Here is a 21,117-nt window from a genome sequence, read left to right as displayed (position 1 = left end):
GCAAGGTTGATCTCGACGTCTCCGCCTCTGGGCTTTTGTCCCTCGGGTGCAGCCGCGGGTCTGCCGCGGTGTCTGCAACGCTCGGACCAGCGACAGCGCAATGGCTGTCCGGCCCCCTAGTTGCCACTCGGTCGATGGGACGCATTTAATCTGCCGGATTGCTGCGTTGTCAATCCATCGATGCAAGCCAAGCGTATCCCGCATGAGCGACAGCGGGGATAATGATGTCGGCTCGCTGATCCAGGCTTCAGATCGTCGAGGCCCGTTCGCTCAGCGAGGCTTCCGTGCCGCGCGCTCACCGCTTCGATTGCTTGGTGCGCTTCGCTCCGCTCCGCTTCGTGGATCGCTTGGTCGCTTTCGGTGCCATCTTCTTCGCCGGACGCTTGGCGGCTTTCTTGGCCTTCTTGCCCTTCTTCGCTTTGCCGGTCTTCTTTGCCGCCTTGGCCTTCCTGGCGCTGCCCGCAGCAGCTTTCTTCTTGGTCGTCTTCTTCCGGCCGGCGGAGGCTTTCGCCGCGGCGGCGGCCTTCTTGCTGGTTTTCTTGCCGGGCTTCTTGGTCGTCTTCGCCTTTGCGGCGCCGGACTTCGGCGCAGTCTCGGCTGCGGGGGGCGCTTCGGCTGGCTGCGACGGCTTGGAGCCTGCGCCCGATGATGGCCTGGTCGTCTTGTTTCGCGAAGCGCCTGACGCGGGCGATGGAGCGGCGCCGCTGCCGCCAGCACCGGCGACCTTGGCGGCCGCCGACATCCAGAAGCGCAGCTCGGGCGACTTCTCCTCAGTTCCGCTGATATACCGGTCCTGCCAGGTGTCGTCGCCTTGAAGCGGCTTGCCGAAGATCTCCGGATGCTGCTTCAGGAGGAAGCGCCAGGCGTAATGGTCGTACAGATCGAGCACGTGGCAGGCATAGGCTTCCGCAAGGCCGCGATGGCCGCGGATGATCAGCATGTTCTCGTCATTGTTGTGCGAGGCGCGGAAGCCGAGATTGTGCGAGCCGGTCACGACCACGCAATCGTCGCTGAACGGATCGATCACCACGATCTTGTTGTGGATGATCGCAAAGCCGTATTTGGCAAGCTCCTTTTCCCACTTGCCAAAGGCATCCTGCACGGCGCCGGCCGGCACCGCGCGAAAGTCGATCGGTCCCTTTGCTGCTTTGGCACCCTTCTGCTTCGGCCCGCCGGCCTCGCCGACCACCTTGACCTCCGGTGTTGGCGCCTCGTCGCCGCCGTCAGCCGGCCGCTCGGTGTGGCCGCCCGAATGCAGCGCCTCGGAGAAGTTGGTCGCGCGCTGCGGGCTGGTCAGCGCACCGCGCACGAACAGATCAGGCTTCTCGGCCAGCAGCTTGCCGGCCTCGTCGAGGATCGAATTATTGCCGGGGTCAAAGGCCAGGAACAGCACGGCTTGTTTGGCCTGGCTCATCAGGTCGAACACCCGCCCCATGTCGTTGGGCGTGTCCGGATGCTTGCCGAGCTTGCCCTTGGTGTTGGGCGAGAACATCGGCTCGATGGTGACGCCATTGGGAAGCTTGATGGGGCTTTTGATCGACTTGTCGTTGTCGGCGTGGGCGAAGTCGCGCAACGTCTTCGACTGCAGCTTCTTCTCGTCGCCGTCCGCCGCGTCGGTATCGTCCTTCAGCGCATTCCAGTAGTCGAGGTAGCGCTGCGCCAGATCGGGCGAATCGACCACCAGCGCATTGTTGGTCTGGGTGCACAGCCCGGTCGAGGTCCAGTTGGTCGAGCCCGACAGCACCGCCGTGGGCTTGCCGTTCTGCGTCAGCACCATGAACTTGTTGTGCGGGATGTCGCCCTTGCCCAGGATACGGTCGATCACGTCGACACCGGCCTTCTTCAGGGCGGCGCGGTTGTCGGCGTCGGCATCCTCGGTGTCCGGCCCCTGCTCGTTGCCGAGGATCACCGTCCGGCTTTTCGGATTGGCCTGCAGCTGTTTTTCGAGCCCGTTAGGATCGTTGAGCTCATAGAGCGCGGCATGGATCTCGCCGCCTTCGTCATCGGCCCGCTTGAGCAGTGAGGTGACGCCCTCCTGCAGCTGTCCCATCAAACGGATGCGGATCTCATCGTTCGGATCGAGAATGTGGGGCGCGAGCGCGTCGATGCTGGGGTGGTCTTTCAGCTCATGGCTGAGCGCCTGGGTCGCGATGATGCCGCGATTGAAATAGGCGTGAAACGGCGGCCGGCTCGGCGTCAGCGTGACCTTGTTGCTGAGCAACGGCTTCACGCCGGCGAGCGGGCTCAAGGTCCGGCCGGGCGTGCCGCCCATCGGCACGATCTTGTACTGATAGGTGCCACCGCGTTTGGCGAAGAGATCCTTCCACCAGAATTTCTGGACGGGGGCCTGTTCGGTGGTGAGCTTGTCGGCGGTCTGCCCCTTGAAGCGGGCGAGCGCCGGCAGCACGGTTTCCTTGTTGGCGTCGAGATCGATCTGGTGAATCGCAAAGCCGAGGCAGCCATCGAGGCGGCTGTCGAAGGTCCAGGCGACGACGGCAATATCATTGTTTGAAAATGCAAGGGCGGGCATGGGGCAATCCTTTCGTACAAGGACTATGCCCCGAAGTTGTAACAGGCATTCCACGCACTCGGAACCAGAATTGGGCGGCGCGCAGATACCAGCGAACGGTGGTGCGATGCAGCATCACTCTGGCTGCAAACGGCCATTGGAGTTGAGCTATGTCCGCGGAAGAAGGTGAGCCCCCCTCCCCCTTGCGGGGAGGGGTTGGGGGTGGGGGTCGGCACGCGCTGAACTTCGTTGGACGCGCGTGCGCGATATCCAGGACGTTATCGTTTGATCGGTGAAGTCTTGGTGGAGTCAGCTCTCCTCATGAAGAGCACGACTCGTGGACCCCCACCCCCGACCCCTCCCCGTAAGGGGGAGGGGCTCACCTCCGTCGTCGTGAGAGCTCGGATCCACTCCCGACAACGATTTCGTCATTGGAGCGAAGCGACGAAGCAATGACTCGCCGAGAGATCATCGCCCTCGCATCACGCCCCCGGCTTGCCGCGGGTGACGTAGCGGCCCTCGCCCTTGGCGCCGACCAGCGCACCGTCGCGCACCACGAAGCGGCCGCGCAGCATCGTCGCCACTGGCCAGCCCGTGATCTCGATGCCCTCATAGGGCGTATAGTCGGAGCCGTGATGCAGGCCGGCCTGGCTGATCTTCGCCGTCCTGGTCGGATCCCACAGCGCGATGTCGGCGTCGTAGCCGATCGCGATCGAGCCTTTGCCCCTCAGGCCATAGGTCTTGGCGTGGTTGGTGGCGGTCAACGCGACGAACTGATTCAAACTGATACGGCCCTTGCTCACGCCCTCCGAGAACAGGATCGGCAGCCGGGTCTCGACGCCGGGAATGCCGTTCGGCACCCAGCGGAAGCTGGTGCGCCCCTTCGGCGTCAGCTTGCCTTCCTCGTCGTCGTAGCGGAACGGGCAATGATCCGAGGAGAACAGCGCGAACACGCCCCTTTGCAGCCCCTCCCAGCACGCCTGCTGGCTGGCCTTGTCGCGCGGCGGCGGCGAGCAGACATATTTGGCGCCTTCCATGTTGAGGCCCTGCATGTCCTCCTCGGTCAGCACCAGATATTGCGGGCAGGTCTCGCCAACAATTGTCAGGCCGCGCATCTGCGCGCGACGGATCTCCTCCATCGCCTCGCGGTTGGAGACGTGCACGATCACGATGGGGACGTCGATCAGCTCGGCCAGCGAGATCGCGCGATGGGTGGCCTCGCGCTCGACCGCAATCGGCCGCGACTTGCCGTGGAAGTAAGGCGCGATCTGACCGGCGCGTTCGAGCTTGTCGGTCAGGAAACGGATCGCGTCATAATTCTCGGCATGGATCTGTACCAGCGCGCCGGTTTCGCGCGCGACATCGAGCACGCCGAGGATCTGGAAATCGCTCAGCGCCAGATCCTGGTAGGTCATGAAGATCTTGAGCGAGGTGTAGCCGTCGGCGACCAGCGCCGGCAGCTCCTGGCCGAGCACGGCCTCGCTCGGATCGGCGATGATCAAATGGAAGGAGTGGTCGATATAGCAGGCCTGATCCGCCAGCGCGTGATAGTCCTTCAGCGCCTCGCGCAAGGGCTGGCCCTTGGCCTGCAGGCAATAGGGCATCACGAAGGTGTTGCCGCCGAACGCAGCAGCGCGCGTCGCGCTCTCGAAATCGTCGGCCATGACGATGTCGGGGCCGGACGGCTGGGAGATGTGCACATGGCTGTCGATGCCGCCCGGCAGCACCAATAGCCCCGAGGCATCGACGATCTCGGCGGCGTCCGTCATCGCCGCGCCGATCGCGGCGATGCGCCCGTCCTTGATGGCGACATCGGCCTGATACGTATCACTCGCCGTAACCACGGTGCCGTGGCGGATCACAGTGTCGAACGCGGTCATCTTTCACACCTCCCCAACGCACGGCCTCAAGCAAGTTTGTGGAACAACGAACCCCATTCGCTGACGCGCCGGGGCTCGACGCCCGCCATCTTCAGGCACTTCCACACCACGGTCGCGATCGTATCGTAGATCGGAATCCCCGTCTCCAGCTCGAGCCGCGGCACCAGCGGCGCCGCCTTCAGATTGGTGCAGATGATCGCGATCGCCTCGGGCTTCTCAGCCGCGACCTCGCGCAGCATGGTCTCGAGCTGCGTCGGTGTCACCTCGGAGAAGGAGAAATTGTCCTGCAGCCCGAGATGCCGCTCGGCCTGGCAGCCGATGCCGAGCCTCTCGTAATTGGCGATGATCCTCGCCTGCACGTCGTCGAGATAGGGCGTGACATAGCCGAGCTTCGTCACCTTGGTCTCATGGAGGATCTCGTTCAGCGCCAGCATCGAGGTGGTGGCGGGAATGCCGGTCGCCGCCGTGATCTGTTCGCACAGCTTCACGTCGGCATCGAAGCCGAGCCAGCCCGAGGACGTCCCGTTCCAGCCGATCACGTCGACCTTGGCATGGGCCAGAAGCTCCGCCGCGCGCAGGATGTTGCTGTTGTCGAACTGGGCCAGCGCCTGATCCGAGAGTGCGATCTCGGTCACCTTGAAGCGCGAGAAGTGCGCTGACACTTCGGGCAGGTTAGCCACCATCGCCGAGGTGATCGGCTCCAGCGCGGTGTTCGACGACGGCGTCAGCATGCCCAGGAGAATACGTTTGCTGTTCATTGATTGACCACTTCCAAGGGGGACGGCGCCCGTTCGCCGCGTAGAAGCGCAAGGATATGCCGCTTCAGCGCGTTGAACTGCGGCGAGGTGATGTCGCGCGGCCGCGGCAGATCGATCGGGATGATCTCGCGGATGCGGCCGGGACGCGCACTCATGACCGCGACATGGGTGCCGAGCGTCAGCGCCTCATCGATGCCATGAGTGACGAACACGATCGTGCCCTGGTGCTGCTGCCAGATCCGCACCAGCTCGGTCTGCATGTCCATTCGGGTCTGCTCATCGAGCGCACCGAACGGCTCGTCCATCAGGATCACCTGGGGATTCATCAGAAGCGCACGCGCAATGCCGACGCGCTGGTTCATGCCGCCGGACAGTTCGGACGGATAATGGTTCTCGAAGCCGGTGAGGCCGACCATGTCGATAAAGCCTTGCGCCCTGGCGCGGCGCTCGCCCTTCTGGCTGCCGCTGAGCAAGAGATGAAAGGCGACGTTCTCCCACACCGGCAGCCACGGCATCAGATTGGCGTGCTGGAACACGACGCCGCGATCGGCGCCGGGCGCCGTGACCGGCTGGCCGTCGACGGCGATGGTCCCGCTGCTCGGTTGCTCGAAGCCCGCGATCATGTTGAGCAAGGTCGACTTGCCGCAGCCGGAGGGGCCGAGCAGGCACAGGAACTGATTGCGCGCCACCGAGACCGTGATGTCGTCGAGCGCGATGACATCGGAGTTGCGCGTCTTGTCGTTGAAGATCTTGGAGACGTGGGAGATCTCGATCGCAGCCATTGTCAGGCCCCGCCGCGCAAGGTCGTATTGCGCTGCCAGTGCAGCACGCGCGCCATCACCATGCGGATGGCGAGATCGCTCAGGAAGCCGAGCAGGCCGATGCTGGCCATCGCCGCCAGCACCAGATCGTAGCGCAGGAAGTAGTAGGAATCCCACAGCACGTAGCCGAGCCCGCTCTTCACCGCGACCATCTCGGCCGTCACGGTCAGCATCCAGGCCGAGCCGATGCCGATGCGGAGCCCTGCGAAGATGCTGGGCAGCGCCGCCGGCACCACGATGTAGCGCAGCAGCTTGCGCTCGCTGCCGCCGACCATCGCGCCGGCGCGGATCAGATTGCGGTCGCAGCCCTTCACGCCGTGGATGGTGTTGAGCAGAATCGGGAAGAAGGCGCCGAGAAACACCAGGAAGATCGCCGGCTTGTTGGCGATGCCGAACCAGATGATGGCGAGCGGAATCCAGGACACCGGCGGGATCGGCCTGAGCATCTGCAGCGTCGGCTCGATCACGATCTCGGTAGCGCGCGACCAGCCGATGGCGACGCCGAGCGCCACGCCGAGCAGGGTGGCGATGGCAAAGCCGGCGGCGACGCGCGACAGGCTCGCGGCCATGTCGACCAGCCAATGCGCACTGTAGGTCTGGGTGTTGCCGTCGGTGCCGAACACCCAATCCGCCCAGGCCCAGATCACGGTCGACGGCGCCGGCAACAGTGCCGCCGGCAGCGCGCCGGAGCGCGAGAACGCCTCCCATCCGGCTAGCACCAGGATCGGAACGAGGGTGCGATCGAGCTTCCTGATGTGAGCAATTGCGCTCATCTCAATAGCCGAGCTCGGTCTTCGGTTTGCCGGTCGCGGCCTCGAGGAAGCGATAGTCCATGTTCTTCTCGACCGCGGCCGTGACGTCCGAGTTGATGTATTTGAGATCGCGCATCATGGTGGCGATCGCCACAGCCGATGCCCGATACATCTTCGGGTCCGGATCGAGATTGTCGATCGCCCCGGTCGCGATCGCCTTGTCGAGCCCGGTGATCTTGCTGATCACCTCGACCAGCGCCGGCTTGTCGGCCGCGATGTGCTCATCGACCTTGACGACGGCGCGCACGGTTTCTTCCAGCGCCTTCGGCTTGGCTGCGATCACGTCGGAGCGGGTCACGATCAGATTGGTCAGCTTGCCGGCCGCCTGGTCATAGGGGAAGCCGAAGAACTTCGCAGCCTTGGCCTGCATGATCTGGGTGGCGAACGGCTCGACCGTGCAGATCAGCTCGACCTCGCCGCGGCGCAGCGCCTGTAGATGATCCGACGGATTCGGGATGTTGACGAACTGCACGTCCTTGTTGATGTCGATGCCCTGCTTGGCGAAGGCGCCGCGCATGTGGATGTCCTGCGCATTGCCGCGCGAGGCAGCGACCCGGAACGGCTTGCCCTCCGCCTTGTACTTCGCGATCAGCGCCTTCAGCGCACCCCAGTCGTTCTGCGCCACGTCGAGGTCATTGGCCAGCAGTAGCGCCGAGCCGCCATTGACCTGGCCGGAGATCGCAACGACATCAAAACCCTTATCGAGTGCGATCGCATAATGCAGATAGGTCACCTGCGCGACCTCGATGTTCTTCGACACCAGGGCGGTCAGGGCGTCAGTGCCGGTGTTGAAGCCGACCGCGTCGATCTCTATCCCTTGCGCGAATTGCGGCGTCAGCGACATCGGCGTGCAATGGGCGCATTTGGCATAGCCCAGCTTGATCCTGGCCTCGTCCTGCGCAAGGCCCGGCATGGGTGCGAGCAGCACGAGCGCGGTCAGGATGGCGAACAGACAGCGTGTCACTTTGATCTCCACGGTCGACGCGAAAGGGTCAGCAGACAGAAAAGGTCAGCAGACTGTTAGCAAGTGACGTGCCATCTGGATGCGGTATGCAATTTTGATTTTCTAAAGTATATTCAATCGATAAGATTGATTATCTAGAATCAAAAAACGCCCGATCTGTGGGCACTGCGCCTGCTTTCCAGGCACAGCATCCGGGAGCAGCCATCGCCATCATGAGCGCATCCGCACCACGGACCAGACTGAAGACGCGCTTCAAGCCGGCGCGGCTCAAACTGTCGTCGGACCATTCGAAGCGCCCGCTGGATCGGATGTCGCTGCACGACCAGCTCGTCGCCAAGGTGCGCGAGATGATCGTGGACGGCGAACTCGCCGCCGGCGCGCCACTGCCCGAGCGCATGCTGTGCGAAACCTTCGGCGTGTCGCGCACGCCGTTGCGGGAGGCATTCAAGATCCTGGCGGCGGAGGGCCTGATCGAATTGCGGCCACACCGCACGCCGGTGGTGGCGCCGATCGACCGCGCCGAGATCGCCGAGATTTTCGACGTCATGGTCGCACTCGACCGCAGCGCAGGCTTCCAGGCAGCAAACCGCGCAACAGCTGACGACATCGCCCGGCTCGACGCGCTGCACGCCGAGCTGGTCGAGCTGCATCGTGCTGCGCAGCGCTCCGCCTATTTCCGGCTGAACCAGCAGATCCATAGCGAGATCACCAGGCTCGCCGGCAACAGCGTGCTGTTCAACATCTGGAGCACCCTGCAGCGAAGCGTATTCCGCGCGCGGGCCGTGGCGAACTACGACGCCAGGCGCTGGAGCGAGTCGGTCGCCGAGCATGAGGCGTTCATGGCGCTGCTGCACGCCGGCGACGCCGAGGGTTTTGCAGATGCATTGAGCTTACACACGCGAAAGACCGGAGATTCGGTGCTGCTGATGCTGGATCAGGCTGCCGACGCATAGACTTTGTTAGCTTTGAACCGGCAATTGCGGTGTGCCGACGAAACAAGCGTGCGACAATGGGGCGCGTTTCCGCCGGGCCTGATCATGATCCTGCAATCGCTTGCCGGGCTGCCGGCGTTTCTGGTCTATTTCTGCACTTCGATCATCGCGGTGACGGCATACCTTTTCGTCTATACGCGCGTCACCCCGCACAACGAATTCCAACTGATCCGCGACAATGATCCGGCCGCCGCGATCGCGCTCGGCCTAAGCCTGCTCGGCTTCACCTTGCCGCTGGTCAGCGCCATCGCCCATTCGGTCAATGTGGTGGACTGCCTGATCTGGGCTCTGATCGCGCTGATCGTTCAGGTCATCGTCTATTATCTGGTCAAGATCCCGGTGCCGAACCTGTCGCAGCGGATCGCGGCCGGCGAGCTTGCGCCTGCGATCTGGCTCGGTCTCGCCTCGCTCTCGGCCGGCGCGCTGAATGCGGCGTCAATGATCACCTGACCATGACCGAGCATCGCACCGAGTTCGGCAAGCGCAGGCCACTTGGACCGCCGACGCCGTCACCGCCGGCCAAGCGCTCCGGCCATGTTGCGCTGCTGCTGATGGGCACGCTTGCCGTCGGCGGCACCGCCGCGACGCTGATGCCGCGCAGGAGCTGCGAGCCGGCCTCGCCCACCATGGCCGCGCCACCGCAGACCGACGACGCCTGTTCACGCAGCGGCTCGTCGTCCGGCGGTTCGGGCGGTGGCGGCCATTGGCGATTTGCCGACAGCGACTCCAGCAGAAGCGGCGGATCGGGCGGAAGCTCCGAGAGCTCATCCGGTCATGTCAGTCGCGGCGGCTTTGGCGCGTTCGCACATGGCTTTGGGTTTTCCGGAGGCGGCTAAACAAAGGCCCACAGATCGCCGTGAAATCACCGCCTTTGCGTGGTGATTTGTAAATGGATCTTTGACACAGACTACAAAATCATAACAAAAGAGACGTCCAACTGATCGGGGATAGACCGATGAAACGGTCGCGCCGTGTGGTGCTGACAATGATGGGGACTGCGGCAGTCGGCGCGGTCTCCATGGGCTTCACGCGCGCGCGGCCCTGCGGTCCCGGGCTCGAAACTGTGCCCGGGCCGGACGGTCAACCTTATTGCCGAGCGATTCACGGCGGCTTCGGCGCTGCCGTGCACCATTTTCATGGGCACGGTCACGGCGGGCATGGTCACGGCCACGCCGGCGGCTAGTTAGATCGATGCAGCGCATCGCCTGTCCGGAGCGTGACGACTGGCGAGACACCGCCGCGCAATGTGGATTCGACTTCCACACCATCGACGGCGAGCGCTATTGGGACGAGCGCGGCTACTACGCGTTCACGCTCGACGACATCGAGCGCGACATCGAGGCCCCGACCGCCGAGATCGAGGAGATGTGCCTCGAAGCGGCTGGCCGCATCCTCGATGATGAGCGGCTGCTCCGTCGCCTGCAAATCCCGCAAGCCTTCTGGCCGCTGCTGGCTGCAAGCTGGCAACGCGACGACAAGAGCCTGTATGGCCGCTTCGACCTCAGCTATGGCGGCCACGGCCCGGCCAAGCTGCTCGAATATAACGCCGACACCCCGACCTCGATCTTCGAGGCGGCAGTCTTTCAGTGGACCTGGCTCGAGCAGGCGATCGAGCGCCGGATCATCCCGCAGCGGGCCGACCAGTACAATTCGATCCACGAACGGCTGATCGCACGCTGGCAGGACTTCGGCGGCAGCCATCATCTGCATCTGACCGGCCTCACCGGCGACAGCGAGGATGCCGGAACGCTTGCCTATCTCGCCGACACCGCAAGCCAGGCGGGGCTTGCGACCACCCTGCTCGACATTGAAGACATCGGCTGGCGCGACGATGGCGGCGGCTTTGTCGATCTCGACGGCAACGACATGGCGCTGGTGTTCAAGCTCTATCCTTGGGAATGGATGTTTCAGGACGCGTTCGGCGCGCGACTAGAGCAAGCTGCGACGCGCTGGATCGAGCCGCCATGGAAGGCGGTGCTGTCCAACAAGGGCATCCTGCCCCTGCTCTGGGAGATGTTCGAGGGACATCCGAACCTGCTGCCGGCGTTTTTCGAGGACGATCCGAAGGCGGCCAGTCTCGGCCCAAGCTTCGTCCGCAAGCCGCTGTTCTCGCGCGAGGGCGCCAATGTCAGCCTGGTCGCCGACGGCGTGGCGGTGAGCGCGCAGGACGGTCCCTATGGGGCCGAAGGCTTCATCCGTCAGGCCCTGGCACCGCTGCCGGATTTCGGCGGCGTGTTTCCGGTGATCGGCAGCTGGCTGGTCGCGCATGAGCCGTGCGGCCTGTCGATCCGGGAAGACGAAACCCCGATCACCGGCAACAGCTCCCGCTTCGTGCCGCACGCGATTCTTTAACCGCACCGGGACGCTCCTTCCCGGTTGCGGTTCCGACCCGCGAAAACGGCTCGACATGGCCGGGAGGAGCGCTAGAAAGGCAGGGGCGGAACCGCTCCGCAACGAGACCCTTTCGACCGCAAGATTGAACGCCATGGCGCCGACAGATTCGCCCCTTGCGGGCCTGCGCATCCTGGTCGCCGAGGATGAGGGCCTGATCGCACTCGAGCTCGAGACGATCCTCCAGGACTTCGGCTGTGAGGTGGTCGGGCCGGTATCACGCGTTGACGACGTGCTGCGCGAGGCCCAGCGCGGCGGGCTGGACGGCGCGCTGCTCGACGTCAACCTGCGCGGCGAGCAGATCTTCGACATTCTGCCGCAGCTGGTCGAGCAGAAGCTGAAGCTCGTCATCACCTCGGGCTATGACGACGCCACGCTGTTTCCGCCGGCATTCCGGTCGCTCCCGCGGCTTGCCAAGCCGTTCAACGAACAGGCGCTGCGGCGGATCTGCGAAGAGACGTTCTCGAAGAGCTAGAGCGCGAACTCACAAATCCGGTTCTGCCCGCCGCTTCGCTTATGGCGCCGGCAGCGGCGGCACAGCGGGTTCTCCGCCATCCGAATTCCTCTGCCGAAAGCGATCCGCCAGCAACGCCACGATCTGCGCGATGGTATTGGCATTCGTGAACGCCTGGGCCGTGTTCGTGACTGAGTTGTCGCCCAAGCCCTGGATATGAAAATACTCGTGTGTGATCACATCGCGTTGCAGGTCCAGACCATCGTTTGTGAAGAATATCTCGCAGAGATGAGTTTTGGGATCAGGCACGCTGGCACTGGTCCTGGCGTGGTCGCCTGGGTGCCCGGCGCAAAATCCCGTCGTCCCGGCGACCTTGATCGTCTTCGCCTGCGCGAGATTCCGCTCACAAAGCAGTATCACTTTGGCCAGAGCATCCTTGAACGCCTGGCTGTTTGGATCCGGCGTCAGCACCAGGCGCCTGGCCAGAACTGCGATGTTTCTCTTGTGCTTGAACAGCAGGTTGACCATCGCCGCGCCAAATGCCGGGTCGGAGCTCGACGGCAGAAGATTGATGTCAGTTCGTAGACTTCTCAGGTGGGTCAAGGCGACGCGCAGCGCGGCGCGGCTCGCTTCGTGCGCCCGATCGGCAACTGCGTCGCGGTCGGAGAGCGGCGTGCCGTTCAAGTCGGCGTCCATCGCCTTGATGGTCATCTGGCCGCAGATTGGATCAACATCGTGCTGATAAGCGGTGTTGATGATCGGCGGAACGTGAGTTTTCTTGTAGTTCAAGACAGCGGCGGCCGTGGTCGGCCCGTACCGCATCGCCCTTTTCTCGGCATCGTCAATCTTCGGCCCCGTCGGCCGGAGTCTTTCCAAAGCGAGCTGAACCTTCAAAATGTGCGGACCTGGCGGGCTGCCAACTTTCAAATGTGCACTTGGTGTCGTGGCACAAGCATCCAGTTTCGGATCATCCTTGAGTTCGTCGGAAATCAGTACACCCACAATCGCCCCCTATCGCCAATTTATGCGGCGCTGGTCCAACGCCGATCAAGTCGAAGCTGCTGAAATAAGAAGAGCGAGCACCGTAAAGATTTGCATTGGTGCCCGCCCGGATGGCAGCTTGAAGCGTATGCGCTCGCGGCGAAACGTCAAGTTCCGCCACCGGCCGACAGAAGGCATCAACGGTATCTGCTGAAGCTGCGATAGGCTGGCCGCCAGCTACCTGGCTGCCGTCAAACTCGCCTCGATCGGGCTATGGCTCCGCGCCAACGGATACACGTCCTAATCCGTCCGCACGGCCGACCCCGGGAGCTCCTCCGGCGATGTCTCGGCACTGAGTGCAAAGCCAAGCACGCAGCGGAGGCCTTCGGGTGGAAAGTCCAGACTGGCCTCGCCATCCAGGTCGAAGCGCACCACGCGGTCGATCAATGTCGTGCCAAAGCCGCGTGCCCCGCGATGCTCGACCGGAGGTCCGCCGCGCTCGAGCCAGATCAGTTCGAGCCTGCGGCCATCGTCGCGCAGACGCCAGGAGATCGCGACCTTTCCGAACGGCTCCGACAGCGCACCGTATTTGGAAGCATTGGTCGCGAGCTCATGCAGCACCATCGAGAGCGGCAGCACCAGGCGCGCCTCGAGTAGCACGGGCGCGCCTTCCGTGATCAGCCGCCCCTCGCCAATGCCATAGGGCGCGAGCACGGTGGACAGAAGCTCGTTCAGGCCGATGCCGATCCAGCGCGTCTGGGTGAGGATGTCGTGGGCGATCGAGACCGCCTGGATTCTGCCGGAGAACGCCTTGTTGAAGGCCGGCAAGGATGGCGAGGTGCGCAGGGTCTGCCCGGCCACCGACTGCACGATCGCCAGGATGTTCTTGACCCGATGATTGAGCTCTGCGACCAGCATGGTCTGCTGCTCTTCGGCGCGCTTGCGTTCGGTGATGTCGATCAAGGTGACGATCGAGCCCACGATCGCCTTGGCATCGTTCACCAATGGGCCCGCGCTGAGCAGGAAGGAGCGCCCGGAAAGGCCCTCCTTGCGCAACTTGACCTCGACGCCGTGAAACGGCTTGGTCGCCAGCGCACGGTCCAGGCTCTCGCGCGAGAAGCGCGCCAATGTGCCCTGGTGTCTTGCGCTCTGCGCATCCAGCGGAAACGCATCCGAGAACAGCTGCCCCACCGGCGAGGCACCCGCGAGCTGCTCGGCGACGCCGCTGGCATGGGTAATGCGACCGTCGAGCGCCAGCACCACGATCGCGTCCGTGGCCTGCTCCAGGATCGATCGCGCAAACCGCTCGGCGCTCGCGACCTCCTCGGCATGGCGGTGGATCGACAGATCGGTCAAGGTGACGAGGGTCGCGACCACGCCGCCCATCGTCATCTGGCGCATCCACACCGACACCGGCAGCGGACCGCCATCGGCGCGGATGAGCTGCGCTTCGCTCGCGCTGTCGTCCGCGCTCTGCACCGGCACAGCGCCGGAGAACAACGACGCAAAGTTGCGGCCGACCAGCTCAGCTGTGGTCTGCGCCGTCAGCGCGCACAGCCGGGAATTGACGTAGACGATGCTGCCGCTGCCGTCGAGCGTCAGCGCGCCGTCGCTCATGCGCTCGACCAAGACGTGATAGGGCGCGTCCGCGCCCTGCAGCATGATGACCTGCGGACCTTCGGGACCCTGGACGACGACGGCATCGACATTGCCCTGGTGGATCGCCTCGACGGTTTCCTCCGCTTCGTTGCGGGGGCGGTCGTCCTGCATGGTCCTGGTCGATAAGGTCACGCCTGCTCCATCAGCTCGGTGCGATGTCGAGACCGACCAGCACCTTCTCGGCATTGGAGAGGTCGCCGATGATTCGTTTCAGCGGCTCCGGCAATTGCCGGATCAGGGTCGGGATCGCCACGATCTGGTCGCGTTGCGCCAACGCCGGGTCCTTCATCAGATCGATCACCTCGATCGTGTAGCGCCCGGGCAGATGGGTCTCGCACAGCTTCTTCAGATTTGCGATCGCGGCGACTGATTTGGGGGTCTGACCCGCCACGTAGAGGCGGAGATTGTAGCCGTCTTGTTCGGTCATTGCGGCCGTCACTGCTCGGATATCCTGAGATTGGAGGGCGGGCTAGCGTCGCGGCCGGAGGAGCGGCTCGTCGACATCGCGGTGCGGTCGGCAGAGAGCTGATCCTCCCGCGCATGGGCCTCGCGATTGAGAAGCGCAATCTCATGCTCTTCGGTCGCGAGCTGAGCGTTGAGCGCCTCGATCTGCGCGCTGATTTCGCGGCGACGGCGTTCGACCTCGCGGCTGCGCCGCTCGATCTCCTGATCGCGCAGCATCCGATCCGCCCGGTCCCTGGCCTCCTGCGCCAGCCGCGCCGAGCCGGTGAGCACACCCTCGGGACCGATATAGACCTCCCGCAGGCGAATGCCTTCGGATGTCATCAGAAACTCGCGCACCTGGTTGGAATGCGCCATGCCGCGCGATTTCAACAAATAGAGCTGGCGGTTGTGCTCGCCATTGCTCTCACGGTTGTAGAGCAGGAGCCAGGTGTCGGTGAGCGATGAGATCTGCATCTCGGTGGTGGCGGTCTCCGCGGTGCCGCCGCCGAGATTGGTGAACAGCGCCGTGACACCGCGCGCCTTCAGAAAATCGATCAACCGCAAGGTCATCGTATGCACGTCACCCGCGACCCCGGCCCCCATCAGCGCCGAGATGGGATCGACCACGACGGCGGCGGGATCGAACTCCCTGACCTCGCGGTGCATCGACGCAAGGTGCGTCTCCAAGCCGTAGAGATTGGGCCGACGCGCGGAAAAGCGCAGCAACCCGCGTTCGACCCATCGCTGCAGGTCGAGTCCCACCGACCTCATGTTGCGGATGATCTGCTGCGGCGATTCCTCCAGCGCGAAGTAGATGCAGCGCTGACCGGAGGCGCAGATCGAATTGGCAAAATGCGCCGACACCGTCGATTTGCCGGAGCCGGCCATGCCTGAAATCAGGATGCTGGAGCCCTTGTAGTATCCCGTCCCCTCCAGCATCCGGTCGAGATCGGCGATCCCGCTGGACACGCGCTCGGTGGAGGCGCCATGCGCCAGGCCCGACGAGGTGATCGGCATCACCGTGATGCCTTCCTGGTCGATGATGAAGGGATATTCGTTGGTGCCGTGCGCGGTGCCGCGGTATTTCACCACGCGCAGCCGCCGCGTCGAAAGCTGGTCGTGCACGCGGTTGTCGAGCAGGATCACGCAGTCGGCGACATATTCCTCCAGTCCATAGCGGGTCAGCGTGCCGTCGCCGCGCTCGCCGGTGATGATGGCGGTCACGCCTTTCGACTTCAGCCACTCGAACAGGCGGCGCAGCTCCGAGCGCAGCACGGCCTGATTGTCCAGACCGCCGAACAGCGTCTCGATCGTATCGATAACGACGCGCTTGGCCCCGATCGCGTCGATCGCAAAGCCGATCCTGATGAAAAGGCCCTCGAGATCGTATTCGCCAGCCTCCTCGACCTCGTTACGGTCGAGATGAATGTGGTCGATGGCAATCTTCTTGTCGGCGATCAGCTTCTGGATGTCATAGCTGAGCGAGCCGACATTCTTGATCAGATCTTCGGGCTGCTCCTCGAACGCGATGAACACGCCCGGCTCGCCAAATTGAACCGCGCCATTGTAGAGGAAGGTCATCGCAAACAGCGTCTTGCCGCAACCGGCCGCGCCGCACAGCAGGGTGGGCCGTCCCTTTGGCAGCCCTCCGAACGTGACCTCATCCAAACCGTCGATCCCAGTCGGGGACTTTTCGATCACGGGAAGATCCCGCGCCACCACCTTCGGACGCACACTCGCCTTCATTGAGCCCCCTGCCAAGGAACGTTCTACCCGTACGGAGGGTGGAAACGGCCAGGACGGGAAAAGGTTCCGCGCCGTCGCGCTCTATTTCGCGACAGCGAATGGCTGGCGTGGCAGGACTTGCGTGACTGGGAATGGAGGTGCAGGCGGGACGCGCTTCCGCGCCCGGCCCGATGCAGCGGGATCAGCGCGCGGCGACGACCTTCAGCCCGAGCGGCATGGCGGCTCCGACCGGCCGCGCCCCGCGCGCCGGATTGAGCTGATAGAGGCCGCGCCGCTCCTGGCTCGGCCGGAACGTATCGGTGATCCCGACCACGGACTCCGCCGCTCCCAGGATCAGCGTGCCGTCGGGCTCGAGCACCTTGGCGAGCCGTTCGAAGATCGCGCCCTTGGTCTCCTGATCGAAATAGATCAGCACGTTGCGGCAGAAGATGACGTCGAACTTGCCGAGATGGGAGAAGTCCTGCAGCAGGTTGAGCTGCCGATGCTGGACCATGCCGCGGATATCGGCGGAAAGCTGCCAGACCTCGCCGAGCTGGGTGAAGTATTTCACGAGCAGCTGAATCGGCAGCCCGCGCTGGACCTCGAACTGGCTGTAGAGGCCGGCCTTGGACTTCTCCAGCACCTCCTGCGACAGGTCGGTGGCGACGATCTCGATGCGCCAGCCCGACAGCGCCGGTCCATATTCGCGCAGGCACATCGCGATCGAATAGGGCTCCTGGCCGGTCGAGCTTGCCGCCGACCAGATGCGAAGGGAGCGCCGGTTGGCGCGCGACTGGATCAACGCCGGCAGGATCGCGTCACGCAGGTGATCGAACGGAATCTTATCGCGGAAGAAGAACGTCTCGTTGGTGGTCATGGCCTCCACCACCTCGGAGGTCAGCGCCTCCGCGCCGCTCTTCATCTTCTGCACGAGTTCGGTGATCCCGGCGAGGCCGGTGCGGCGGGCCACCGGCAGCAGACGGCTCTCAACCAGATATTGCTTGTCGGACGACAGGTCGAGCCCGGAACGTTCCTTCAGGAGCTTACGCAAGAACTCATAGTCCAGAGGCGTCACGAACGGTCTCCTGCAAACAATCGGACCAGCTTCGGTGCGATCTGATTCAAGGGAAGGATGGCCGCGCAGATGCCGGCATTGGCGGCCGCGCCCGGCATGCCCCAGACGACGCTGGTGGCCTCGTCCTGGGCGATGACGCTGCCGCCGGCCGCGACGATCTCCTTGCCGCCGCGCATGCCGTCGGAGCCCATGCCGGTGAGGATGACCGCGAGCGTGGTGCCCTGCCAGATCTCGATGGCCGAGCTGAACAGCGGATCGACCGCGGGCTTGCAGAAATTGACCGGCGGGCCGTTGTCGAGGGCGATCACGACATCCGTCCCGTGGCGGGCAACGCGCATATGGCGTCCACCCGGGGCGAGATAGATCTGGCCAGGCTTGACCACCTCGCCATCGATGGCTTCATGCGCCGGGCGTCGGCTCGAGCGCGCCAGATGCTCGGCCAGGATGGTGGTGAAGGTCGGCGGCATGTGCTGGGTGATCAGCACCGGGACACGGTCGATCACCGGACCGAGCTCGGTCACCAGCGCCATCAGTGCCTGGGGGCCGCCCGTGGACGAGCCGATCAGGAGCACGCGCGGCGTCTGCGAGCTGAACGCGCGCCGGGCCAGCGCCGTGGGCGCGGCGGGCTGAACCGCTGGAGGCACCGTGGTCAGCGGACGCACCAACGACGGCCGCTGCCCCGGGACCGGTACCAGTGTCGGAGCCGGCGCATGCATCGGCGACACGTGTCCGGAGCGGCGCGCCTTGCCGCCGAGGGTGCGGATCTTCTGGATCAGATCGTGATGGAAGATGTCCGCCGCAGCCGGCTCGCGCGTGCTTTCCGGCTTCGGAATGTAGTCGGCCGCGCCGAGCGACAACGCCTTGAAGCTGATCTCCGCATTGCGGCGCGTCAGCGTCGAGGCCATGATCACGGCGAGGTTGCGCTTCTTGGCAAGCATCTTCGGCAACGCCGCGATGCCGTCGAGCTCCGGCATTTCGATATCGAGCACGGCGACGTCGGGATTGACACGCTCGAGCTGGTTGACCGCTTCAAGCCCCGTCCTGAGCGACGCGACCACGACCATGTCGGGCTCGGACCCGATCCAGCGGGAGATCATGCCGCGAATCACAACGGAATCGTCGACGACCATCACCCGCAGCGGCTCTTGGCTGCTCGAGCCCGGGATCGAAGAACTTGCTAACGCGACGCGCATTGATCACCCAAACAGGCCGGAGCCTCAGCGGAACGGCAGTACCGAACACAAGAACCGATGACGTCCCTTCGCCCTCCGGCAAAACGACTTCAGATCAGTCCAACTTCCATGAATTTAGCCGTCACGATGTCCTTGTCGAACGGCTTCATGATGTACTCATTGGCGCCGGCATGCAGTGCGCGGGCAATGTGGGCGACATCGTTCTCCGTCGTGCAGAACACGACCTTCGGTCCGTCGCCGCCGGGCAAGCGCCTGAGCGCGCCGAGGAACTCATAGCCGTCCATCACCGGCATGTTCCAGTCGAGCAGAACGGCATCCGGCAGACCGCGCTTGCAGATCTCCAGCGCCTGTTCGCCGTCCTCGGCCTCTATGATCTGGAAGTCCAAGCCTTCCAGAATGCGTCGCGCGACTTTGCGGATGACGCTCGAATCGTCGACTACCAAACAGGTTCTCATGTCGGCCTCTCAGGTTTCTGACTTATTGCTGTTGTGTCCATGGCCTGATCTTGACAGGTCTAGGCGGCCATCTTGTCCTGCGCCAGCTCGAGGACGCGATCGACGTCGAGAATGACCATGAGCTGGCCATCGAGGCGGTGCACACCGCCCGCAAGCTTCGCCATCCGCGGATCGAGATTGACCGGATTCTCTTCGCGACTCTCCTCGGGCAGACGCAGCACCTCGCCGATCTGGTCGATCAGGAGGCCATAGGATTCCCCGCGCAGGTCGACGCCAACCGCCATCGGCGGTCTGCCGTCATCGGCCTTGGCGAGGCCGAGCCGCGCACGCATGTCGATCACCGTGACAATGCGGCCGCGCAGGTTCAGAACGCCCGCGATCTCTACTGACGACAGCGGCACCCGCGTCAGCCGTTCCGGCATGAACACGTCCTGCACGCGCGAGATCGGCAGGCCGAACAGCTGGCCGCCGATCACGGCGGTGACATATTCAGCAACCGCGCCGTCACTGGTTTCGGTCTTGATGCTCATCTTAACGCTACTCCTGAAACGGCTGCGGTTAGGCGGCCTGCTTGGCGGCTTCGGCGCGGGCCCGCTCCTCGACCTGCTCCTTCAGCGCCGCGATCAGGCCCGGCCGGTCGAACTTGGCGATGTAGTCGTAGAAGCCGGCCTGGCGGCCGCGCTCGATCGCCGCCGGCGACACCAGCGACGACACCGCGATCACCGGCAGGTGGTGCAGATGCTGATCGGCGCGGATGGTCTCGGCGAACTCGAAGCCGTTCATCTCCGGCATCTCGATATCGGTGACGACGATGTTGTAGTTCTGCCCCGAGCGCAGCGCGGCCAGGCCCTCGATCGCCGAGCTCGCGGTGCGCACCTTGTAGCCGGCCGACTTCAACACCGGCGCCAGCATGTTGCGGAAGAACGGCGAGTCGTCGACCAGCAGCACCGACTGGGTCTGCGCCTCGGTCGCCATCTCCTTGCGGATGAACCAGTCGGCGAACGCCATCGGCAGGAAATGGCCGACATCGATCACCTCGGTCGCCTGGCCCTTGATGACCGCCGAGCCGAGAATGCCATCGCGCGAGCCGGAGACCTGGATGTGGAGCCGCTCCTCGACGATGTCGATGATCTCGTCGACCACGAGGCCCATCGCGCGGGTCTCGTCGGCGAACACCAGGATCGGCTGCGAACCGGTGGTCTGGACCGAGACGCCCTCCATCTGCACCAGCGGCATCAGCTGATCGCGGTACTGCACCATGTAGCGGCCGTTCGAGATCTCGATCTTGTCGGCCGCGATCTCCTCGAGCCGGGTGACCAGCGCCAGCGGCACCGCCTTGGGCTGCGCCGTGCCGGCGCGGAACACCAACAGCGAGGTGAGCTGCTCGCCGGTCGTGGCGTGATGCAGCGCGTGCTCGTCGGCCACCGCCTGCGAGGCCGAGCCGGCGGCGCCGAGCGCCTTGGCAATGCCGTTGGGATCGATGATCATGATCACCGCGCCGTCGCCCAGGATGGTGTTGCCCGAGAACATGTCGATGTGGCGCAGCTTGGTCGACATCGGCTTGACCACGATTTCCTCGGTGTGGAACACGCCGTCGACCACGATGCCGAAGGTCTGGCTGCCGACCTGGGTCACCACGATGAAGCCGTTCTCCGGGTCGGTCGAGGAGCCGTCGTCGATCTTCAGGAGCTTCTTCAGATGCATCAGCGGCAACAGCTTGTTGCGCAGGCGCAAGACCGCGGTGTCCTTGATGCGCTCGATGCGGTGCTCGGAATTGGCGCGCGCCCGCACCAATTCGACCACCGACAATTGCGGGATCGCGAAGCGGTCGCCGCCGGCCTCGACGATCAGCGCCGAGACGATGGCGAGCGTCAGCGGGATCTTGATCGTGACCGAGGTGCCCTCGCCGGCCACCGACTTGATGTCGATGGTGCCGCCGATCTGGTCGATATTGGTGCGCACCACGTCCATGCCGACGCCGCGCCCGGACACCGAGGTGACGGC

General features: G+C 64.2%; 21 protein-coding genes. 6 read left to right on the top strand and 15 right to left on the bottom strand.

All coding sequences use genetic code 11. The features are described from left to right. Nucleotides 1-295: 295 nt before the first annotated feature. The 6 genes from ACQR1W_RS20650 to ACQR1W_RS20625 all read right to left on the bottom strand — a co-directional run bounded on the left by ACQR1W_RS20650 (nucleotide 296) and on the right by ACQR1W_RS20625 (nucleotide 7,693). On the bottom strand, nucleotides 296-2,530 hold the full coding sequence (locus ACQR1W_RS20650) for a phospholipase D-like domain-containing protein (RefSeq protein ID WP_434852520.1): 2,235 nt from the start codon (nucleotides 2,528-2,530) through the stop codon (nucleotides 296-298). Nucleotides 2,531-2,991: 461 nt separating this feature from the next. Next, nucleotides 2,992-4,389 (bottom strand): dihydropyrimidinase, encoded by a 1,398-nt coding sequence (gene hydA, locus ACQR1W_RS20645; protein WP_434852519.1) that lies wholly within the window; start codon nucleotides 4,387-4,389, stop codon nucleotides 2,992-2,994. A 26-nt stretch (nucleotides 4,390-4,415) separates the two neighbouring features. Then, nucleotides 4,416-5,147 (bottom strand): maleate cis-trans isomerase family protein, encoded by a 732-nt coding sequence (locus ACQR1W_RS20640; RefSeq protein WP_434852518.1) that lies wholly within the window; start codon nucleotides 5,145-5,147, stop codon nucleotides 4,416-4,418. Next, nucleotides 5,144-5,929 (bottom strand): ABC transporter ATP-binding protein, encoded by a 786-nt coding sequence (locus ACQR1W_RS20635; RefSeq protein ID WP_434852517.1) that lies wholly within the window; start codon nucleotides 5,927-5,929, stop codon nucleotides 5,144-5,146. Before ACQR1W_RS20635 ends, ACQR1W_RS20640 begins: the two co-directional genes overlap by 4 nt. A gap of 2 nt (nucleotides 5,930-5,931) precedes the next feature. Continuing rightward, nucleotides 5,932-6,741, bottom strand: a complete 810-nt coding sequence (locus ACQR1W_RS20630) for an ABC transporter permease (protein WP_434852516.1) — start codon at nucleotides 6,739-6,741, stop codon at nucleotides 5,932-5,934. 1 nt (nucleotide 6,742) lies between these two features. Beyond that, nucleotides 6,743-7,693, bottom strand: a complete 951-nt coding sequence (locus ACQR1W_RS20625; RefSeq protein ID WP_434852969.1) for an ABC transporter substrate-binding protein — start codon at nucleotides 7,691-7,693, stop codon at nucleotides 6,743-6,745. A gap of 263 nt (nucleotides 7,694-7,956) precedes the next feature. Between ACQR1W_RS20625 and ACQR1W_RS20620 the strand changes: the two genes are divergently transcribed. The 6 genes from ACQR1W_RS20620 to ACQR1W_RS20595 all read left to right on the top strand — a co-directional run bounded on the left by ACQR1W_RS20620 (nucleotide 7,957) and on the right by ACQR1W_RS20595 (nucleotide 11,602). Continuing rightward, nucleotides 7,957-8,697, top strand: coding sequence for a GntR family transcriptional regulator (locus ACQR1W_RS20620; protein ID WP_434852515.1), 741 nt, complete (start codon nucleotides 7,957-7,959; stop codon nucleotides 8,695-8,697). A gap of 84 nt (nucleotides 8,698-8,781) precedes the next feature. Next, nucleotides 8,782-9,186 carry a DUF350 domain-containing protein gene (locus ACQR1W_RS20615; RefSeq protein ID WP_434852968.1) on the top strand — a complete coding sequence of 135 codons (405 nt, stop codon included), beginning with the start codon at nucleotides 8,782-8,784 and terminating at the stop codon, nucleotides 9,184-9,186. A gap of 2 nt (nucleotides 9,187-9,188) precedes the next feature. Next, nucleotides 9,189-9,572 (top strand): hypothetical protein, encoded by a 384-nt coding sequence (locus ACQR1W_RS20610; protein WP_434852514.1) that lies wholly within the window; start codon nucleotides 9,189-9,191, stop codon nucleotides 9,570-9,572. Nucleotides 9,573-9,691: 119 nt separating this feature from the next. Next, nucleotides 9,692-9,919 (top strand): hypothetical protein, encoded by a 228-nt coding sequence (locus ACQR1W_RS20605; RefSeq protein ID WP_434852513.1) that lies wholly within the window; start codon nucleotides 9,692-9,694, stop codon nucleotides 9,917-9,919. Between the two features lie 8 nt (nucleotides 9,920-9,927). Beyond that, nucleotides 9,928-11,088, top strand: a complete 1,161-nt coding sequence (locus ACQR1W_RS20600) for a glutathionylspermidine synthase family protein (protein ID WP_434852512.1) — start codon at nucleotides 9,928-9,930, stop codon at nucleotides 11,086-11,088. Between the two features lie 133 nt (nucleotides 11,089-11,221). Beyond that, the gene (locus tag ACQR1W_RS20595) at nucleotides 11,222-11,602 is read left to right on the top strand and encodes a response regulator (RefSeq protein ID WP_434852511.1); all 381 of its coding nucleotides are present in this window, start codon (nucleotides 11,222-11,224) and stop codon (nucleotides 11,600-11,602) included. Between the two features lie 39 nt (nucleotides 11,603-11,641). Here ACQR1W_RS20595 and ACQR1W_RS20590 read toward each other — a convergent pair whose 3' ends face one another. From ACQR1W_RS20590 to ACQR1W_RS20550, 9 genes are all read right to left on the bottom strand, one after another. After that, complete coding sequence (locus tag ACQR1W_RS20590) at nucleotides 11,642-12,583, bottom strand: peptidoglycan-binding domain-containing protein (protein ID WP_434852510.1); 942 nt, start codon at nucleotides 12,581-12,583, stop codon at nucleotides 11,642-11,644. Between the two features lie 279 nt (nucleotides 12,584-12,862). Then, complete coding sequence (locus ACQR1W_RS20585; protein ID WP_434852967.1) at nucleotides 12,863-14,332, bottom strand: sensor histidine kinase; 1,470 nt, start codon at nucleotides 14,330-14,332, stop codon at nucleotides 12,863-12,865. A gap of 31 nt (nucleotides 14,333-14,363) precedes the next feature. After that, entirely contained in the window at nucleotides 14,364-14,660 is a 297-nt protein-coding gene (locus ACQR1W_RS20580; RefSeq protein ID WP_035982264.1) for a circadian clock KaiB family protein, read from the bottom strand. Beyond that, nucleotides 14,657-16,411, bottom strand: coding sequence for a circadian clock protein KaiC (gene kaiC / locus ACQR1W_RS20575; RefSeq protein WP_434852509.1), 1,755 nt, complete (start codon nucleotides 16,409-16,411; stop codon nucleotides 14,657-14,659). The genes ACQR1W_RS20580 and kaiC overlap by 4 nt, the downstream gene beginning before the upstream one ends. A 181-nt stretch (nucleotides 16,412-16,592) precedes the next feature. Continuing rightward, on the bottom strand, nucleotides 16,593-17,465 hold the full coding sequence (locus ACQR1W_RS20570; RefSeq protein ID WP_434852508.1) for a CheR family methyltransferase: 873 nt from the start codon (nucleotides 17,463-17,465) through the stop codon (nucleotides 16,593-16,595). Beyond that, nucleotides 17,462-18,658 carry a protein-glutamate methylesterase/protein-glutamine glutaminase gene (locus ACQR1W_RS20565; protein WP_434852507.1) on the bottom strand — a complete coding sequence of 399 codons (1,197 nt, stop codon included), beginning with the start codon at nucleotides 18,656-18,658 and terminating at the stop codon, nucleotides 17,462-17,464. The genes ACQR1W_RS20570 and ACQR1W_RS20565 overlap by 4 nt, the downstream gene beginning before the upstream one ends. Before the next feature lie 89 nt (nucleotides 18,659-18,747). Next, on the bottom strand, nucleotides 18,748-19,113 hold the full coding sequence (locus ACQR1W_RS20560; RefSeq protein WP_008970816.1) for a response regulator: 366 nt from the start codon (nucleotides 19,111-19,113) through the stop codon (nucleotides 18,748-18,750). Between the two features lie 59 nt (nucleotides 19,114-19,172). Continuing rightward, nucleotides 19,173-19,643, bottom strand: coding sequence for a chemotaxis protein CheW (locus tag ACQR1W_RS20555; RefSeq protein WP_008970815.1), 471 nt, complete (start codon nucleotides 19,641-19,643; stop codon nucleotides 19,173-19,175). Nucleotides 19,644-19,671: 28 nt separating this feature from the next. Continuing rightward, a partial coding sequence (locus ACQR1W_RS20550; protein ID WP_434852506.1) for a chemotaxis protein CheW occupies nucleotides 19,672-21,117 on the bottom strand: 1,446 nt, incomplete at its 5' end.

Origin of the sequence: Bradyrhizobium sp. HKCCYLS1011, from assembly GCF_051167795.1 — a bacterium.
Classification (GTDB): Bacteria; Pseudomonadota; Alphaproteobacteria; order Rhizobiales; family Xanthobacteraceae; genus Bradyrhizobium.
The sequence above is the reverse complement of the archived record's forward strand: the minus strand, read 5'-3'. Positions and strand labels throughout refer to the sequence as shown.

Excerpts from the sequence above, each read along its gene's own strand:
- ACQR1W_RS20565 (WP_434852507.1), bottom strand. The coding sequence starts at position 18,658 with ATGCGCGTCGCGTTAGCAAGTTCTTCGATCCCGGGCTCGAGCAGCCAA.
- hydA (WP_434852519.1), bottom strand. The coding sequence starts at position 4,389 with ATGACCGCGTTCGACACTGTGATCCGCCACGGCACCGTGGTTACGGCG.
- ACQR1W_RS20600 (WP_434852512.1), top strand. The coding sequence starts at position 9,928 with ATGCAGCGCATCGCCTGTCCGGAGCGTGACGACTGGCGAGACACCGCC.
- ACQR1W_RS20585 (WP_434852967.1), bottom strand. The coding sequence starts at position 14,332 with ATGCAGGACGACCGCCCCCGCAACGAAGCGGAGGAAACCGTCGAGGCG.
- ACQR1W_RS20650 (WP_434852520.1), bottom strand. The coding sequence starts at position 2,530 with ATGCCCGCCCTTGCATTTTCAAACAATGATATTGCCGTCGTCGCCTGG.
- ACQR1W_RS20640 (WP_434852518.1), bottom strand. The coding sequence starts at position 5,147 with ATGAACAGCAAACGTATTCTCCTGGGCATGCTGACGCCGTCGTCGAAC.
- ACQR1W_RS20560 (WP_008970816.1), bottom strand. The coding sequence starts at position 19,113 with ATGAGAACCTGTTTGGTAGTCGACGATTCGAGCGTCATCCGCAAAGTC.
- ACQR1W_RS20630 (WP_434852516.1), bottom strand. The coding sequence starts at position 6,741 with ATGAGCGCAATTGCTCACATCAGGAAGCTCGATCGCACCCTCGTTCCG.
- kaiC (WP_434852509.1), bottom strand. The coding sequence starts at position 16,411 with ATGAAGGCGAGTGTGCGTCCGAAGGTGGTGGCGCGGGATCTTCCCGTG.
- ACQR1W_RS20605 (WP_434852513.1), top strand. The coding sequence starts at position 9,692 with ATGAAACGGTCGCGCCGTGTGGTGCTGACAATGATGGGGACTGCGGCA.
- ACQR1W_RS20610 (WP_434852514.1), top strand. The coding sequence starts at position 9,189 with ATGACCGAGCATCGCACCGAGTTCGGCAAGCGCAGGCCACTTGGACCG.
- ACQR1W_RS20625 (WP_434852969.1), bottom strand. The coding sequence starts at position 7,693 with ATGCCGGGCCTTGCGCAGGACGAGGCCAGGATCAAGCTGGGCTATGCC.
- ACQR1W_RS20635 (WP_434852517.1), bottom strand. The coding sequence starts at position 5,929 with ATGGCTGCGATCGAGATCTCCCACGTCTCCAAGATCTTCAACGACAAG.
- ACQR1W_RS20555 (WP_008970815.1), bottom strand. The coding sequence starts at position 19,643 with ATGAGCATCAAGACCGAAACCAGTGACGGCGCGGTTGCTGAATATGTC.
- ACQR1W_RS20615 (WP_434852968.1), top strand. The coding sequence starts at position 8,782 with ATGATCCTGCAATCGCTTGCCGGGCTGCCGGCGTTTCTGGTCTATTTC.
- ACQR1W_RS20620 (WP_434852515.1), top strand. The coding sequence starts at position 7,957 with ATGAGCGCATCCGCACCACGGACCAGACTGAAGACGCGCTTCAAGCCG.
- ACQR1W_RS20595 (WP_434852511.1), top strand. The coding sequence starts at position 11,222 with ATGGCGCCGACAGATTCGCCCCTTGCGGGCCTGCGCATCCTGGTCGCC.